The organism is Bacillus sp. LBG-1-113 (assembly GCF_020708615.1).
Taxonomy (GTDB): Bacteria; Bacillota; Bacilli; order Bacillales; family Bacillaceae; genus Bacillus; species Bacillus mojavensis.
Genome location: NZ_JAJFDG010000014.1, coordinates 25,225 through 41,207, shown reverse-complemented (window position 1 = coordinate 41,207; position 15,983 = coordinate 25,225). Strand labels below are relative to the sequence as shown.

The 15,983-nt window shown below is 43.5% G+C and carries 13 protein-coding genes and 2 tRNA genes; all 15 read right to left on the bottom strand.

The genetic code is table 11. The features are described 5' to 3' along the window. Positions 1–1,413, bottom strand: coding sequence for a tRNA lysidine(34) synthetase TilS (gene tilS, locus LJF29_RS20275; RefSeq protein WP_229150227.1), 1,413 nt, complete (start codon positions 1,411–1,413; stop codon positions 1–3). 103 nt (positions 1,414–1,516) lie between these two features. Next, a complete protein-coding gene (locus LJF29_RS20270) occupies positions 1,517–2,539 on the bottom strand; it encodes a serine/threonine-protein kinase (RefSeq protein WP_229150226.1) in 1,023 nt (340 codons plus the stop codon). Next, on the bottom strand, positions 2,505–3,242 hold the full coding sequence (locus tag LJF29_RS20265; RefSeq protein WP_010332713.1) for a VWA domain-containing protein: 738 nt from the start codon (positions 3,240–3,242) through the stop codon (positions 2,505–2,507). Before LJF29_RS20265 ends, LJF29_RS20270 begins: the two co-directional genes overlap by 35 nt. Positions 3,243–3,326: 84 nt before the next feature. Further along, on the bottom strand, positions 3,327–5,810 hold the full coding sequence (gene spoIIE, locus LJF29_RS20260; protein ID WP_010332712.1) for a stage II sporulation protein E: 2,484 nt from the start codon (positions 5,808–5,810) through the stop codon (positions 3,327–3,329). Positions 5,811–6,008: 198 nt separating this feature from the next. Then, positions 6,009–6,080 (bottom strand) — tRNA-Glu (locus LJF29_RS20255). Between the two features lie 9 nt (positions 6,081–6,089). Further along, positions 6,090–6,166, bottom strand: a tRNA-Met gene (locus LJF29_RS20250). Positions 6,167–6,334: 168 nt separating this feature from the next. After that, positions 6,335–6,721, bottom strand: a complete 387-nt coding sequence (locus LJF29_RS20245; protein ID WP_003218379.1) for a S1 domain-containing RNA-binding protein — start codon at positions 6,719–6,721, stop codon at positions 6,335–6,337. Positions 6,722–6,801: 80 nt separating this feature from the next. Further along, positions 6,802–7,179, bottom strand: a complete 378-nt coding sequence (gene divIC, locus LJF29_RS20240; protein ID WP_010332711.1) for a cell division protein DivIC — start codon at positions 7,177–7,179, stop codon at positions 6,802–6,804. Between the two features lie 17 nt (positions 7,180–7,196). Then, a complete protein-coding gene (yabQ, locus tag LJF29_RS20235) occupies positions 7,197–7,832 on the bottom strand; it encodes a spore cortex biosynthesis protein YabQ (protein ID WP_229150225.1) in 636 nt (211 codons plus the stop codon). Continuing rightward, on the bottom strand, positions 7,829–8,131 hold the full coding sequence (gene yabP, locus LJF29_RS20230; protein ID WP_004264638.1) for a sporulation protein YabP: 303 nt from the start codon (positions 8,129–8,131) through the stop codon (positions 7,829–7,831). The genes yabQ and yabP overlap by 4 nt, the downstream gene beginning before the upstream one ends. A gap of 78 nt (positions 8,132–8,209) precedes the next feature. Then, positions 8,210–8,470 (bottom strand): RNA-binding S4 domain-containing protein, encoded by a 261-nt coding sequence (locus tag LJF29_RS20225; protein ID WP_010332709.1) that lies wholly within the window; start codon positions 8,468–8,470, stop codon positions 8,210–8,212. Between the two features lies 1 nt (position 8,471). Then, a complete protein-coding gene (mazG, locus tag LJF29_RS20220; protein ID WP_229150224.1) occupies positions 8,472–9,941 on the bottom strand; it encodes a nucleoside triphosphate pyrophosphohydrolase in 1,470 nt (489 codons plus the stop codon). Further along, on the bottom strand, positions 9,931–11,529 hold the full coding sequence (locus LJF29_RS20215; protein ID WP_229150223.1) for a putative polysaccharide biosynthesis protein: 1,599 nt from the start codon (positions 11,527–11,529) through the stop codon (positions 9,931–9,933). Before LJF29_RS20215 ends, mazG begins: the two co-directional genes overlap by 11 nt. A gap of 181 nt (positions 11,530–11,710) precedes the next feature. After that, positions 11,711–12,247, bottom strand: coding sequence for a stage V sporulation protein T (gene spoVT, locus LJF29_RS20210; protein WP_010332706.1), 537 nt, complete (start codon positions 12,245–12,247; stop codon positions 11,711–11,713). A gap of 136 nt (positions 12,248–12,383) precedes the next feature. Then, positions 12,384–15,917 carry a transcription-repair coupling factor gene (gene mfd / locus LJF29_RS20205; protein WP_229150222.1) on the bottom strand — a complete coding sequence of 1,178 codons (3,534 nt, stop codon included), beginning with the start codon at positions 15,915–15,917 and terminating at the stop codon, positions 12,384–12,386. Positions 15,918–15,983 lie beyond the last annotated feature (66 nt).

Sequence of the window (15,983 nt, the reverse complement as noted above, 5' to 3'; positions counted from 1 at the left end):
TTATGCTTGCCCCCTACACTTTTCATGCTGTCTATATTGTAATACAATGCGGTCACTGTTTGGAATCACAAGATCTTCAAAAATGGATTTTTTCAAGCCCGGTATCCAGATAATTTCACCGCTTGCATCCGTCACAACCGGCCAGTTGTCTCTTTCTTTGAGAGGCAATTTCTTATCAATAAATATATCCTTTACCTTTTTCGAGCCGTTCATCCCTTTTAGTTTTATCCGATCGCCGGCTTTTCTTGTCCGGATCGTCAAGGGAAATCTCACCTTATCTTGACTTGTAATAAAAACAGAATTCCCATGTCCTTCAAGAGATTCCGCGTTACGCTTTGCCTCTATCAGAAATCCGTTTGGAAGCACTGCCGTCTCATCGGCAGCTCCGCTTATTTGATATTCAAAGGGAACATTTTTCCACTGCCATTGTTCAAATGTAAACAAACATGTCTGATATGATTTGACCACCTTCAGTCCTTTCGGAAAGTCCAGCACTCCTGAAGGACCGCCCTTATCCGCCCAATCCAAAAACTGCTGAATATGATGAGCTGAAAAGGATGATGGAACGTTTTCATAAAGATAGTTTAATATTAGTTGAACTCCTCTTCTTTGTAAAGGCATCGGGAGGGCAAGCAATTGAGAGGAATTGATTTCAACTGATATTTTAGACTGGCTTGTGATTACTTTATTCATTTCTTCTTTCGTTAATGACTGTAAGAATTGCTCATCTTCAGTCAGTGCTTCGCTTACTTTCTGAAACCTTTTATGCACATCCGGTGATTCTTGTTTCAAAAAAGGGAGCACTGCTTTTCTGAATCTGTTTCTAGTGTAATCATCTTTGGCGTTGCTTTCGTCCGTCCGGTAGCTCAAAGCGTTTTCATGGCAATAATGAAGGATCTCTTCTTTTGTAATGGCTAGAAATGGTCTGATAATCCGTCCCGTTTCAAACCGCCTTACCGGCTGCATGCCGGCTAGTCCAGCTCCGAGTGTGCCTTTGGCCAGTCTCATAAGCATTGTTTCGACCTGATCATCTCCATGATGAGCAAGTGCAAGATAATCCGCTTGATGCTTGGACATCACTTCCTTTAAAAACTGATATCGGCAATCACGGGCAGCTGCCTGCTTATTGAGACCGTTTTTCTCAGCATATGCAGTTACATTGATTTGAGCCGTTTCACATTTGATCTGTTCAGCCTCACAATACGCTTGGACAAAACGCATGTCTTCCTCAGATTGCGCCCCTCTGAACCGGTGGTCAACGTGAGCCGCAATCACATTGGCTGAACGGCCGTATAACGCATGAAGCACGTGAAGGAGAGCCATCGAATCCGGACCGCCGGAAACGCCTACAATAATTGTCGCCCCTTTTAACGTAAGATTGTGTTTGATAAAAAAATCTTTGACACTGTTCACAATGTCCTCCTCACAATGAGCAGGTATTTTAAAGATATTCATATCCTATCACTTTCAATCCTTCCAAGCAAAGAAGAAGCATGGGTATTGCAGATTGCGGCTATCAAATAAGGAAAAAGATAATGTAAGCGAAATAAAGCGCCAAAACACTGATTACGATAAGAGCCGTTTCGAATAACCCTCCGGACTTTGAGCCTTTCTTTTTAGGTGCATATCTCGTCTGTGTAACTTTTCCCTGGCGCATGTTTTGCTGTCTTTGTCTTGAGATAGATTGCGTCGAATTTGGCGTTTTTCCAGCTTGTTTTCTCTGCGCTGCCTTTTGCCCTGCTGCGAGCATCTCTCTTTTCATCTCGTCAGCGGAATCATAATGGCCATTTAAAGCAGCAACAAGCACTTTTTTATACTTTTGCAGCACCGGACTGCCTTCGATTAAAGACCGCAGCTGTTCCTTTGGCTGGCTTGTTTTTTTGAATTCCTTTTTATGTACGCAGTTGATCATAATCATAGCAACCGCAAACAAGTCGTAAGAGGGCTCTGCTTTTCTCGTCCCATACCCCCAATATCCTCTGTCGTAAAACTCGGTATACTCTTTTATTGCCCGGCCCTCCTTGGTTGTTCCCCCTACATCTATGCAGCGGATTCTTGCCGGCGGGCCAGTGACAATCAGATTATCCGGCTTAAGGTCGCCGAATATCCATCCTTGCTGATGAAGCACGGATAAGCTGGTTAACAGTTGAATCATCAAAACCGGAATCCATTCTGCTCCTTTGTCACTGACAAATTGTAAAAGCAATGGGCCTTTTATGTATTCCATTGCATAAAACGAAACCTTTGTATTAGCGCTGGGAATAAAGGCATCATCAGTGTCAAAAAAAGAAGGCCCCATCGTTACGGACTGGGCCTTTGAAAAAGATTTTAAGACATTCACTTCAGAAGTAATAGACAGGCTGTCATCACTTACCTTTAAGGCAACATGTCCATCTGATGCTTCTGCCAAATACACAATTCCATTGGCCCCTTTTCCAAGCTGTTTACGCAATGTGTAAGTATTTCCATTCCACTTGCCTTTCACTCTCGTTCCCGGCTTGAGGCTACATGCCAAACTCGTCAAAGTGTCGTTCATCATCTGCCAGCATGCTCCTTCTTGAGCGGATTTTTTCGAATTGCTGTGTTGCTTCACGAATCGCCGGACCTGTCGGCGTGATGCCGCCTGTCGATAGCTTCGCAAAGAGTGTGGAAAGAGATTGCAGCTTCGGTGTCCAATTTAGCACAAGCTCGACCTCTTGTTTTTTCCCGGGAAATATACACATCGCAAATTCGTTATTCCCTATTCGGGAGTTAAGACTCACGGACAAGTCAATCAGTGCTTCTTTCACTGTAGGGAGCTTTGGCGCCATACTAGCGCTTGTATCAACGAGAACCAAAACCTGAAGGTGCACCGTTTCTCCCAGTTCATCTACCACTTCCATGACTTCGCCGCGTTTTTCCGGAGAAAGCTCCTCCATTTCCACATTCTTTCCTAGGATTTGCTTCAGTTCTTGATTCACCACCCCTTGCAGGGTTTGCGTCATTGCTTTTTTTGTTACCATCTGAACCGTTTGCGAAAGCTGTGATGCGTAGACGACCTGATGCACGCCGCCTCCAGCAAGCGCAATCCCTTCGACTTCTTTCATAGCCTCTTGGTCAATTTTGTTTTCTTCCATTATACCTATGACATTTACTGTAATCCCTTGCTCTTTAGCAAAAGCAGCCATAGCAAGCGGGTCTTCACCGTGATTTGAGCAGCCATCCGTTATCAGCAGAATTTGATTCAAACGTCCGTTGTTCACATTCATTCCTCCTGGAGAATACGATGATTCTCAGATTCATATAGTTCCATCATCGCCAGAAGAAAATTGATTTATACGGAAGCGTTATGAAATTTCTTGTTTGCTTTGAAAGATGGCCGGAACTGGAATAGACGCCCACTTTGGTGTATTGTGATCAATACGGACGACAACAACTGTCATATCATCATCAATTTGGCCTGACCTTGTGCGAATCACTTCCTCCATAAGTAAGTCAGCAATTTCCTGCGGATCATCCGTTTTTAACCCTTTCATTTTGCGCTTCATCCATAAATCATGATTTTCCACATGTTTAGGGCCTTCGAAAATACCGTCACTCATCATGATCAGGAGGTCTCCCGCCTTCAGCTGTTCACTCACAACCTCAACATCGAACTCGTTAATAATGCCGATTGGCAGATTGCTCGCTTGGACTTTCATCACCTGCTCACCCCGTTTGATAAAGCTCGGTGTTGATCCAACCTTTAAAAACTTACAGCTCGCATCCTGCAGATCGATAATAGAAAGATCGAGCGTGGAATATATCTCATCCGTTGTCCGCAGAGACAGTATGCTGTTGATTGTTTTGATTGCTATTTTTTCATCTATTCCTGATTCAAGGATCTTTTCAAGAAGTTTAATCGTTTCATTGCTTTCAAAGTGAGCCCTTGCGCCATTGCCCATCCCGTCACTGATAGCAGCTGCATATTTTCTTGCGCCCAGCTCCATCATGCTGTAGCTGTCGCCGGAGACAAGGCCGCCGCCCTTCGCTGCATGAGCCGCACCCGTAGACACTCTGTACGATTTGGTTGAGCCAAACGCGACATGGCTGTATCCATTTGGATGAGGAGAATGCTGCTCGGCTTTCACGAGAACCTGCTCTTCCAAAATGTCAGAAAGCATAGGCGCTATGATTTTTTCACTTTCTCCATGTCCGCTGAATGGGATTGTCATTTCTATATCAATGTTCCCCTGTTCAAGGCTGTAAATCTCCACCTGCTGAATCTCTATTCCAAAATGCTGAAGCGCATCAATAATTTGTTCTTCTTGGATAAAGTGCTGCTCCCTCTCCCTTTTTATTTCCCGAGAAAAGTCTGCCATGACCTCTGAAACACCTAAAAGCTGTTCAGCCACAAGCCGCCTGCTGTCCTGCACTTTCTTCTTAAGGGTTAAATGCGCATGATGATAGGCAAGTTCATCCTCTATCAGCTCTTCAACCTGACGCGATTTAGAGCAATACTGGTGAAACTCTTTTTTCAGCCTTCGGTTTGAAGCATACTGTTTTTCCTCTGTTTCAAGCATAACTTGTTTCATTAAATCATATGTTTTATCAAAGTTCTGAACCCAGCACCTGTTTTTCTTGTAGCACGTTTGACAGGAATGCTCTGTAATTTTGCTTAAAAACAGATCGACCTCGCTGTCATCTGTTTGTTCGTCAGACGCTTGATAAAAGGTTGCAAAGCTTTCTGACAATGCATGAAATACATTGGAGAACTGGTCCACCTTTTGAGCAGTGACATCTCTGATTTTTCTCGCGTATTGCTGCTGCTCCTGAAGATGTTCCACAGTGCCCGGAATATATCTCGCCACTTTTCTTGTAATGGACTGAGGCGTAAGCAGGAACAGGCCGACTGCTATTAATGACTCATAGAGCGTTGTCATCAGACCGGCAGAGCCTTCTCCATATAGAGAAATAAGAAGCGATCCGATAATCAGCCCGATTGCCGCACCTGCTTTTTTTCCTTCTTTCAGCAAACCGCCTAATAAGCCCGAAAAAGCGAGCAGACTCATTTGATAGAGATTTCCGATATTGGCCAAGCCGAGAATCAGGCCCGTCACGACACCCACTGTACAGCCGATGCTTGCACCGCCGATGAAGGAAAAGCTTAATACAACATAACGGGCCAGTATATGTTCTGCCTGCATCCCTTGATAGGACAAGCCTGCTAGTCCGGTCAGCACCGAAGCAATCAAAATCATAAAGCAAATGATTTCTTCTATTTTTAAGGATTGTTTTACTTTCTTCACTGTAAAAATCGGAAGGCTCTGGAGAAAAATCAGCGTTAAAATAAAGGAAAGCCCCGCTTCTACAACAGCCATCACATAATCATAGGTTGTAAACGCGCCATTCTGGGCGTAAACAAACCCGAATCTTGCCGCCGCCATGGAGAAGAACACGACAATCGGAAGTGCTTTCACACGATCATCTGTGATAAAGGATGCTACTTTAGAAAACACGAAGAATGCAAGCAACGCCGCTAATATCAGTAATGAGTGCTTCGGAGAAATTGTCATTGCACCTGCAAGCACAGCCAGCACTGCATACAGCGCCTTGTCTCTTCTGATCAGAAGCATTGCCCCAAAGAAAGGAAGGGCGAAAGGAAGGACCTCGGATAATATGAAAGCTCGTCCAAGCAAAAATCCGATGACGACATAAATGAATCCTTTATAGAAAAACAGTGAATGCAAATGATGAGTCACCAGCTTCGCTCCCCTGTTAAAAAACGATTGGAGTTTTTCAAAAGCTTGTCCCGCCATTGGCCCGTTCACTCTTCTTTCTGCTTTTTCCATTTCTCTCATCTCCCACCTGTTATATTCGTTGCCTGTCATTATAGCGAAAGCACAGATAGGATTTTGTCAAAAGAAGGTAAGTATACCAAAGAAGTCTTCGACGGTTTCTGCCCTGAAATTCGTTTATGCGGAGAATTTCCAGAAAGATGTCTAAAAATGAAAAAAATCGGCTTCTGTAACAGAAACCGATTTTCAGTATGACCCGTACGGGATTCGAACCCGTGTTACCGCCGTGAAAGGGCGGTGTCTTAACCGCTTGACCAACGGGCCTAACAAATATGGTAGCGGCGGAGGGGATCGAACCCCCGACCTCACGGGTATGAACCGTACGCTCTAGCCAGCTGAGCTACACCGCCATAATGTTTGGTGCTTCTAAGCACAAGTTATATAATACAAAGGTTTGTCCTTTTCGTCAACAGAAACTTTAATGTTATAATTTTCTGACTCTTACCTTGAAAAGAGCATATAAAAAAAGCACCCGTTGGGAAGAACGGATGCTTCATTTATTTATAGAAAGCAGCAAGTTATCCTCTTCTTGCTCCGCGCCCTCCACGTTTTGATTCCGTATTGCGTTTTAAAGATGACAAGCGATCTTCGCTATCTTTTAAAAACTTGTTCATTTTCTGTTCAAAAGATTCTTTCGGACGGAAATCATTTCTAGGTCTGGCTTGCGGACGGTCTTTAGCTTTTTTAATAGATAAACCAATTTTCCCGTCTTTTTCAACGTTGATGACTTTCACTTCAACTTGGTCGCCGACTTTTAAGTGATCATTAATGTCTTTAACATAATTATCGGCTACCTCACTGATATGAACGAGACCGGTTGAGCCTCCAGGCAATTCAACAAATGCTCCAAAATTTGTAATACCTGTAATTTTCCCTTGCAACTTGCTGCCCACTTCAATCGACATAAAAAAAGTGCTCCTCCTTAGGCTTATAAAAAGATCGTTTGCTTAATTATACCTAAATAAAAATTTAAGTGTCAACAAGGCTACTTGTTCTTCTTCTCCACATTAAAAATTATTTCACCGTCTCCAGACATGAATAAGTCCCTTCTGGCAAGCTCTGTGACGTAATCTTCATCTTTTAATTTGGATATTTCTTCTTTTAAATCTGTTTGCTTTGTCTTTAAATTCTTCAGTTCTTTTTCAAGCTGTTCTTTCTTTTCTTCTTTTGCGCTAAGGGAAGATGTTTGGCTCCATACTGAGCTTGCCAGTACAATTGCCGTCAGAAATACGAGGGCGCCGAATACAGTCAACCGTCTGTACAGCCCTTTTCTTCTTCTTTTCTTCAGCTGATTTTGCCGCTCTACTTTTTCTTTATAGTCGTTTTGTATTTCAGTTATCGTTCGTTCCCTGGAAAAATTCAAATCAGACGGTCCTCCTTTCATCTCTTCAAAAAACGTGTAATGGTCGTTCTTATGGTTACCAATAGTTTCTTCTTCTTTTTTAGAAATCCTGCACCTTTTTGAAAATATCGTCTGAAAGTTAGACGCAGTTTTTCAGGAAGAAGTTTCATACATTGTTTAACGATAAAGCGGATCGGAAAACACAGAACCATGACTATTTTATAAAGACATAACAAGAGAAACACGATCAGGCGGTATGTTCTCTGAAAGAGAAACGTGACCAGCCAGATGATGACTCCGCATGTCCACACAATAGGACGAAATAACACGTGCTGAATGAGCTTCTTTAAGAATTGATAAACAGAAACAAAAAGATAAATGACGAATTTCAGTATTTTTATATAGATTCGTTTGCAAAGGCTTTGATACGTCGCAACGCCTAGCAGAACCGCCAAAAAAATGTACAGCCTGAATTCTCCCTCATTTACATGAAGCAAGACATAAAAGAAGAGCAGCCCTTGCACAATCCAGAAAAGAATATCATGAATAAATAAAAGCCATCTGGCTGTTCTGGCACGAATGACAAAGAGCCTGTACGTATCAAGCGACGCGCCAAGCCAGAGGCCCATACCGGACATCGCCAGCATTGTATAGAATTGTGTTGTCAGCGTCATTTAAACAACTTGCTAAAAAACCCTTTAGCTTTATCCCCTTGTTGCTCGTCTAAATACACTAAATCAAATACCCTGCCTTTGATCGAAACAATCCCTTTTTCCACATCTAGATTTTTCATTTGAAGGTTTTCGCCTCTGACTGAGAGCATTCCCATCACTGTTTCCAGCAGGAATTCTTCGTTATCAAAGCTTTCAACATGCTTAACCCCAGAAATATCTAAATGTTTCCGGCCTTTCATTGTCACATCATGCTGTTCCGGAACAGACGAAGAACCTTTTTGCTCATAATATGAATTCATCTATTCAGCCCCCATATCCTCGATACTTTTAGCATTATTACTGCATTGTATGAGGCGGGGGCTTCTTTTAGAACAAGCCTATTCGCCGAGTTTTTCTTCCTTTAGCACTGTATACATGTTCGCGGCTTCTTCTTTTTTCGTCGTGTCTTTGAGCTCATTTATTTGAACCGTTACAAGCTTTTGGCCGAAGCGGACCGTTAATTCATCTCCAGGTTTTACGTCTGAACTTGCTTTAGCCTGATTTCCGTTAATGGAGATTCTGCCTTGATCAGCTACTTCCTTCGCTAGTGTACGTCGTTTAATCAGCCGTGATACTTTTAAAAATTTATCTAATCTCATTTTATGATCCCCTCTCAGTTTCTTTTGCTTCATTCCACAGGTTGTCCATGTCCTCAAGAGACATATTAGCCAGCTCGATTCCCTTTTCCTTCGCTGTTTGCTCAATATAAGAGAAACGTCTCCTGAATTTATCGTTCGTCATCGCCAATGCTTCCTCCGGTTCTATCTTGTAGAAGCGGGCTACATTCACCAAGGCGAAGAGAACATCGCCAAATTCAGCCTTGAGATTGTGTTCATGAGGGTCTTCAGTAGCCTCTGAAGAAAATTCCTTTATCTCCTCATTCACCTTTTCCCACATATCACTCACATCTTCCCAGTCAAAACCGACTTTTGCCGCTTTTTTCTGCAATTTAGCGGCTTTAGAAAGCGCAGGAAGGGTTTTCGGGACGGTGTCTAACAAGGATGCATCAGATGTACGTTTTTCGGCTTTTTTAATATCTTCCCAATTTGCTAAAACATCGTTTTCATCCTGAACCTTAACATCTTTAAACACATGGGGATGTCTTCGGACCATTTTTTCACTGATCCCTTTAATTACATCATCTATTGTGAAATAACCATCATCTTCACCAATTTGCGCGTGAAGCAGGACCTGAAGCAAAACGTCGCCAAGCTCTTCGATCATATGGTCTGTGTCTTCTTCGTCAATTGCTTCGAGAAGTTCATAACACTCTTCAATCATGTATTGTTTTAATGACTGATGAGTCTGCTTTTTATCCCACGGACAGCCGTTGGGCCCGCGAAGCTCTCTAATGATGCGCCGAAACTCGGAGAACTCCTGGTACAGCAGCTTCTCTTCTTTAATCGGCGGAATATACACACTTGTTAAGTTATTCATGGCGACATTGCGGTCCAGTTCAAATAAGGGCACTCTCCGAATATCCTCATCACGGCTTCCGGCAGCTGTTACAATCACAACTTCATAATCATCGGGCAGCTTCTCCATTAATGTCAGCTTCACTTCGGATGCAGTCATTTGGTCGTATACCTGACAAATGATCAGGTGATGTCTGAGCTCAAGCTCATCCGCGCTCAATGTCCCGGCATCCACAAATTGAAAGCCTTCAATGGGATCAATTTGCAAGGCATTAAAAGTGGCATCAAGAAAGCTTTGTCCTCCCGCGACTTTCACCTGAATGTTTTTTTCTTCCTGCCGCTCCGTCAGCAGCTGTACTGTTTTTTCTGCTACAAATGGATGCCCCGGAACAGCATAAACAACGTCCTGATGCTTCGCTTCTTCAAAGAGAATATCAGTAATTTCCTCGTATACCGCATCAAACTGGTCGTGTTTCTCATATATATCATCAAAATAACGAATGTTCTGCGTTTCGCTTTCTAGCTCTTGAATTAAAGGATGGTCTTTGGTTCTGACAAACAGAGTGTCCGCCTTTGTCAGCAGCTTATGTATGCCAATTGTCAACTGGTCCATGTCTCCGGCGCCAAGGCCGACGACTGTAATATTACCTGCCATTTTGTTCTCTCCTTCTGGTGAGTTTGCTTAACTTGCTGCCAAAAGGCACACTGTTAAGCTCTTCATTCGTAAATATTCCCAACTTCATCATACAATAAATAAACACCGCGCCTCCAATGGCGACAGCCGAAACACTTTCAACTGCCGCATATCCTCTTCCTTCCGCATCAAACAGAAAAGACCAAAGGCGTAAATAAGCAAGCAAGACAGCCGACATTAATATAGCGGATCCAATAATCGGAAGCATAGTGCTCTTTAGCTTGTCCATCCATTCTTTTTGCCGCAAGCGATAGAGATTGAGGCCTGCGACAGTTGCAAAAGAAGCCGCTGTTGCAAATGCCGCCCCTTCAATTCCATAGTGCGGAACCAAAAAGGTATTTAACACCCATTTCACAGCCACACCTACGCCTACTGCTATTGCAGGGAACACCGTGTTTCCCGCTCCCTGTAAGACAGCGGCAGCCGTTACCGCCAAAGACGCAAACAAAATGGAGGAGCTAAATATCTGCAACGCAGCTGTTCCTTCGCCATCTTGAAACAGCATAATGTTGACCGGCTTGAGGATGCAGATGAGGCCAGTAGACGCCGCAACGCCTATCGCAAGACACAGCTTTAAGGAAGACGTCACTTTTTGTTTCATCACCTGCAACTGATTCTCCTTTACCGCCTTTGAAATCAACGGTACGAGTGAGGTCCCGATGCTCATTGCGAAAACAGAACCGAGTTGCAACAGAGGCTGCCCCCGGTCATAAATTCCTTTCAGCCGCTTTGCTTCTTCACTCACCTCACCGCCAGACAGCAAAGAATATAAATTCAGTGCATCGACAAGCTGGATAAACAAAAGCAACAGGCTGCTTACACAGATCGTTACTGAATATAAAAGCAGTTTCTTAATTAATTGATTTGTTGTAATGTGATTTTCTTTTTCTATTTCCGCTTTTTCAGGCTTTTTCGTTTTGAACCAAAAAAAGACGAGGATGATAAGTGCAATCAAACTCCCGGCAAGAGAACCAGAAGCAGCTGCCGCTCCCGCAGTATAAAGCGAGGCACCTTTTTTGATGAGCCAAAAAGATAACCCTAAGAGCACCGCCACCCGCAGAAACTGTTCCATAATTTGCGATAAAGCGGATGGGAGCATGTCGTGTCTCCCTTGAAAAACGCCTCTGAGCAACGCGACAAATGGAAACAGAAGAAACGCATATGCAGTTACTTGAATTAACTGGGCGAGATGAGAATCACCCATAAACAGGGCAATCGGAACAGCCCCCATATATAAACACAGAAATAAAAGACCGCCTATTACCGATAAAACCAGCGATGACATTTTCATTATGGTGTTATGGCTTTTTTCACTATAATCATTCATCAGTTTAGAAATAATCACGGGAAATCCTGATGTTGAAAGCATGACGGCAATACCAAGAAAAGGGTATACCTGCTGATATATATAAAATCCAACATCGCCGACAATGTTTTGAAAAGGGACTCTGTAAACGGCGCTCAATATTTTTGAAATAACGCCTGCCAGAATTAAAACAAAAGCCCCCTGCCACATCCAATGCCGTTTGACGCGTATTGAATCATCCATCCAAAAGCTCCTTCCCAACGTCAGGGGCAATGCAAAGTTTGCAATGGCCTTGGTACACATAAAAACGTGGTTATTATACCATATCCCAACCCTTGGAATCCTTTTTCGGCCTGCACAAAAAAGAACAGCATCCCAAGGAGAGCTGTTCTTTCTATACCTATTTTGATAATTGTAATAAGACCTACTGTTCCATTTGACGAGCCAAAAACCCAGCTGCTGTTTCAACGGCTTTATGCTCAACTTCGCCCATCGTCTGATCCTTTGAAAAAATCACGACAGCACCTATCGGGTCGCCATTCGCGACAATCGGGCCGACAGTATACGAACTCATATCTTCATCTATGCCATTTACAAGCTGCACGGATTTTGTATCACTCTCAAGCACAGAACTTCTCTGATCCATTGTTCTTTCCAGCATTTCGCTGATCGGCTTGTTTAAGTAGTCTTTTTTGGAACTTCCGGAGACGGCAATGTAGACATCTCTGTCACAGATAAGCACTGAATGGCCAAGACTGTCATAAAGCGCGTCTGCATACTCCTTTGCAAAGTCTCCAAGCTCACTTATCGGAGAGTATTTTTTCAAAATGACTTCTCCGTCACGATCTACAAAAATCTCAAGCGGATCTCCTTCCCTGATCCTCAGCGTTCTGCGAATTTCTTTAGGAATCACTACCCGTCCTAAGTCATCAATACGACGTACGATACCGGTTGCTTTCATCTCTGGTGCCTCTCTTTCATTTGATGGTATATACAATGTGGGAAAGACCTAAAGCAGTTACTTTATGTACCTTCCGCCTCGCTTGAAATTAGTATCCGTCACATCAAATGTAATATACACCAGAGAGTAACAAAATTTACGTTGATGAAATGGTTTGTTTTTTCACATCTTTAAGGCCCTTCAGCATGCCCAGCACGGTTTCGAGCCACTCATCCGTACTCTTGCCTTTCGTTTGAACGGAAATTTTGAGCTTTTTCCCTTCCATTCCCAGTCCGATTTGTCTGCCGTATTTGTTGCCAAGCTCAAACAGTTTCTGGCCGTCAATATCAGCACTAGCCTCTTCAGAAATGGTCATCCTGACTGCATCTTTATCTTGCTTAATCAATTCGACCCGTTCATTTCTCGCATAGACCTTCATTTCTGCTACGGTAAACAAGTATTCAACTTCTTTTGGATAATTCCCAAATCTGTCAATCATCTCATCTTGGAGTTCATTTTTTTCGTCGATTGCAGCCACAGATCTGAAGCGTTTATACATATCAATTTTCTGTTTGCCGTCTTGAATGTAGGTTTCCGGAATGTACGCATCAAGCTCAAGATCAATTTCTGTTTCAAATTGCTCCGTTTTCGCTGTATCGCCTTTCCGCTCTTCAATGGCCTCCTTCAGCATTTGCGAGTAGAGGTCAAATCCGACCGAATCGATAAAGCCGTGCTGCTGAGCGCCAAGAAGGTTTCCGGCTCCGCGAATCGTTAAGTCGCGCATCGCGATTTTAAAACCAGATCCCAGTTCCGTAAATTCTTTAATCGCCTGCAGCCTTTTTTCAGCTACTTCAGTAAGCACTTTATCCCTGCGATACGTGAAATACGCATACGCTACACGGTTAGAACGGCCGACACGTCCCCGCAGCTGATAAAGCTGAGAAAGACCCATCTTGTCGGCGTCAAACACGATCAGCGTATTCACGTTTGGAATATCTACACCCGTTTCAATAATTGTTGTGCTGACGAGAACGTCTGATTCCCCTTCCAGGAAGCTCAGCATGACAGCTTCTAATTCATTTTCTGTCATTTTTCCGTGTGCATACGCAACCTTTGCGTCAGGGACAAGCATTGAAATCTCATCGGCTTTCCGTTCGATATCCTCTACCCTGTTGTATAAGAAATAGACTTGGCCTCCGCGCGCAAGCTCGCGCTCAATTGCCTCTCTGACAAGGGCACCATTGTATTCCACAACATACGTCTGTACAGGGAAGCGGTTTTCCGGCGGCGTCTCGATCACCGAGAGATCCCTTACGCCAAGCATAGACATATGCAGCGTACGGGGAATTGGCGTCGCTGTTAATGTTAATACATCCACATTGGCTTTAATCTGTTTGATCTTTTCTTTATGGGTGACCCCAAAACGCTGCTCCTCATCAATGATGAGCAGCCCTAAGTCTTTATAAACAACATCTTTTGATAACAATCGGTGCGTCCCGATGACGATATCAACTGTTCCGTTTTTCAATCCTTTAATCGTTTCGTTTGCTTCTTTTCTTGTTCTGAATCGGCTAAGCAGGCCGATATTCATCGGGTAGTCCTGAAAGCGCTCTGTAATGGTCTCATAGTGCTGCTGAGCCAAAATGGTTGTCGGGACAAGCAGTGCGACCTGTTTTCCATCAGCAATTGCCTTAAACGCCGCACGGATGGCAACCTCTGTTTTACCGTAACCTACGTCTCCGCAAAGCAGGCGATCCATCGGCCGCTCTCTTTCCATGTCTTTTTTGATTTCGTGAATAGAGCGGAGCTGATCTTCCGTCTCTTGATAAGGAAACGCCGATTCAAATTCACGCTGCATTTCATGATCAGGAGAAAACGCGTAGCCCTTGCTCGCTTCCCTTTCGGCATACAATTTAATTAAATCATCAGCGATGTCTTGAACCGATGTTTCTACTTTTTTCTTAACCCGCTTCCATTCGCTGCCGCCTAATTTATACAGCTTCGGTTCTTTTCCTTCAGAGCCGACATACTTCTGTACCTGGTCAATTTGTTCAACCGGCACATAAAGCTTGTCGCTTCCCTGATAGTGAATGTTCAAATAGTCTTTGTGAATTCCATTGATTTCAAGGGTTTCGATCCCTAAATACTTTCCGATCCCGTGATTAATATGAACGACATAATCACCGATTTGAAGCTCAGAATAGCTTTTGATGCGCTCTGCATTCGTAAGTTTCTGTTTTCGAGGCTTCTTTTTCACGCGGTTTTTAAATAATTCCTCTTCAGTAATGACAGCAAGCTTCATTAACGGCAGCTCAAATCCTGATTGAAGCTCGCCCTCCATGATATAAACCTGTCCCTGAACAAGCGCTTTTTTGCTGTCCGTCACGGCAGCTTCGATTTCATAATCAGCCAGAACAGATGATAATTTTTGTGTACGTTCCTTGTTTGCTCCTAAGAATACAACGGTGAAATTTGATTTTTTAAAGCGCTCCATTTCACCCGAAAGTACGTTCATTTGGCCATGAAAACTCTGCATTTGTCTGCTTGACACATTGACGATATTTTGCGGACTCGTATGCTGTACGTGCCGCAAAAACAAAGAATAGTACAGCAGAGGCCGTTTTTGCTCAGCCACTATTTTTTGGAAGCTGAATGACAAACTGAGGTCATGCAAAATCTTCCCTTCCTCGAGAAGGTTTGTTATGAACTCCGCTTCTTCTTTCTGCAGCTGATCTTCCATCTCATGAATCCGGCTGACCTCATCCAAAATCAGAAGTGTGTTATCAGGTGTATAATCTAGTAAACTAGCGGGCTTTTCATAGAAATATGAGAGATACTTCACCAGTTCTTGATCTGTCTGGCCTTCAGATAAACGCTCTTTATCATGAGAAATATTCATATGCAGGATTTCTTTTTGCTTGTCGAGCTTTAATTTTTTCAAGCTATCGGCAAGACCTTTATCCATCTTCTCTATTGCACGTGCTTTTTCTTCAGTTCTGATAATCAGTTCCTTTGCCGGACCGATACGGATAGAGGTCAAGGTCTCAATTGACCGCTGATCATCGGAGTTAAAGCTGCGGATGGAATCAACCTCGGTGTCGAATAATTCGATTCTGACCGGATGCTCAGAGGTCAGCGGATAAATGTCGATAATTCCGCCGCGAATACTGAATTCACCGGGTGCAGAAACCATATCAGACCGCTCGTATCCCACCTCTACCAGTCGGGATGCCAGCTGATCCGGTTCGATATCATGACCCACCTGAATGAGCATTTGGCTGTTTTTCCACACCTCTACCGGCGGCAGCATTCTTCTGACAGCCGCCACCGGAGCAACAACTATAGGCGTTTCTCCGTTTGTTAATCTATTAATGACATCTAAGCGCTGCGCCCGCAGTTCAGGGCTAGCCACCGCGATTTCTGATGATATGAGTTCATTGACGGGGTACAGAAGGACAGACCGATCCTCAAGAAGTGAAGTCAGGTCATCCGTTACTTTTTGAGCTTGGTATAAATTATGGGTGATTAGAAAGATAGGCTTATTCGTTTCATTAGCCAAAGCAGAAGTAAAAACAGAACGCGCGGAACCTGAAAGACCCGCGAGCAGCTGCTCCTTCAGCCCCTCGTTTAAACCGTTGACGATGGATTTGAAGTCATCGCTTTCTTTAATAAAGGTTTGAATGTTGTCCATATGGCCCCTCCTCTCTGTTTTCTGTAAGAACAGAAAAACGCTTTGGTCTAGTGTCTACACCAAAGC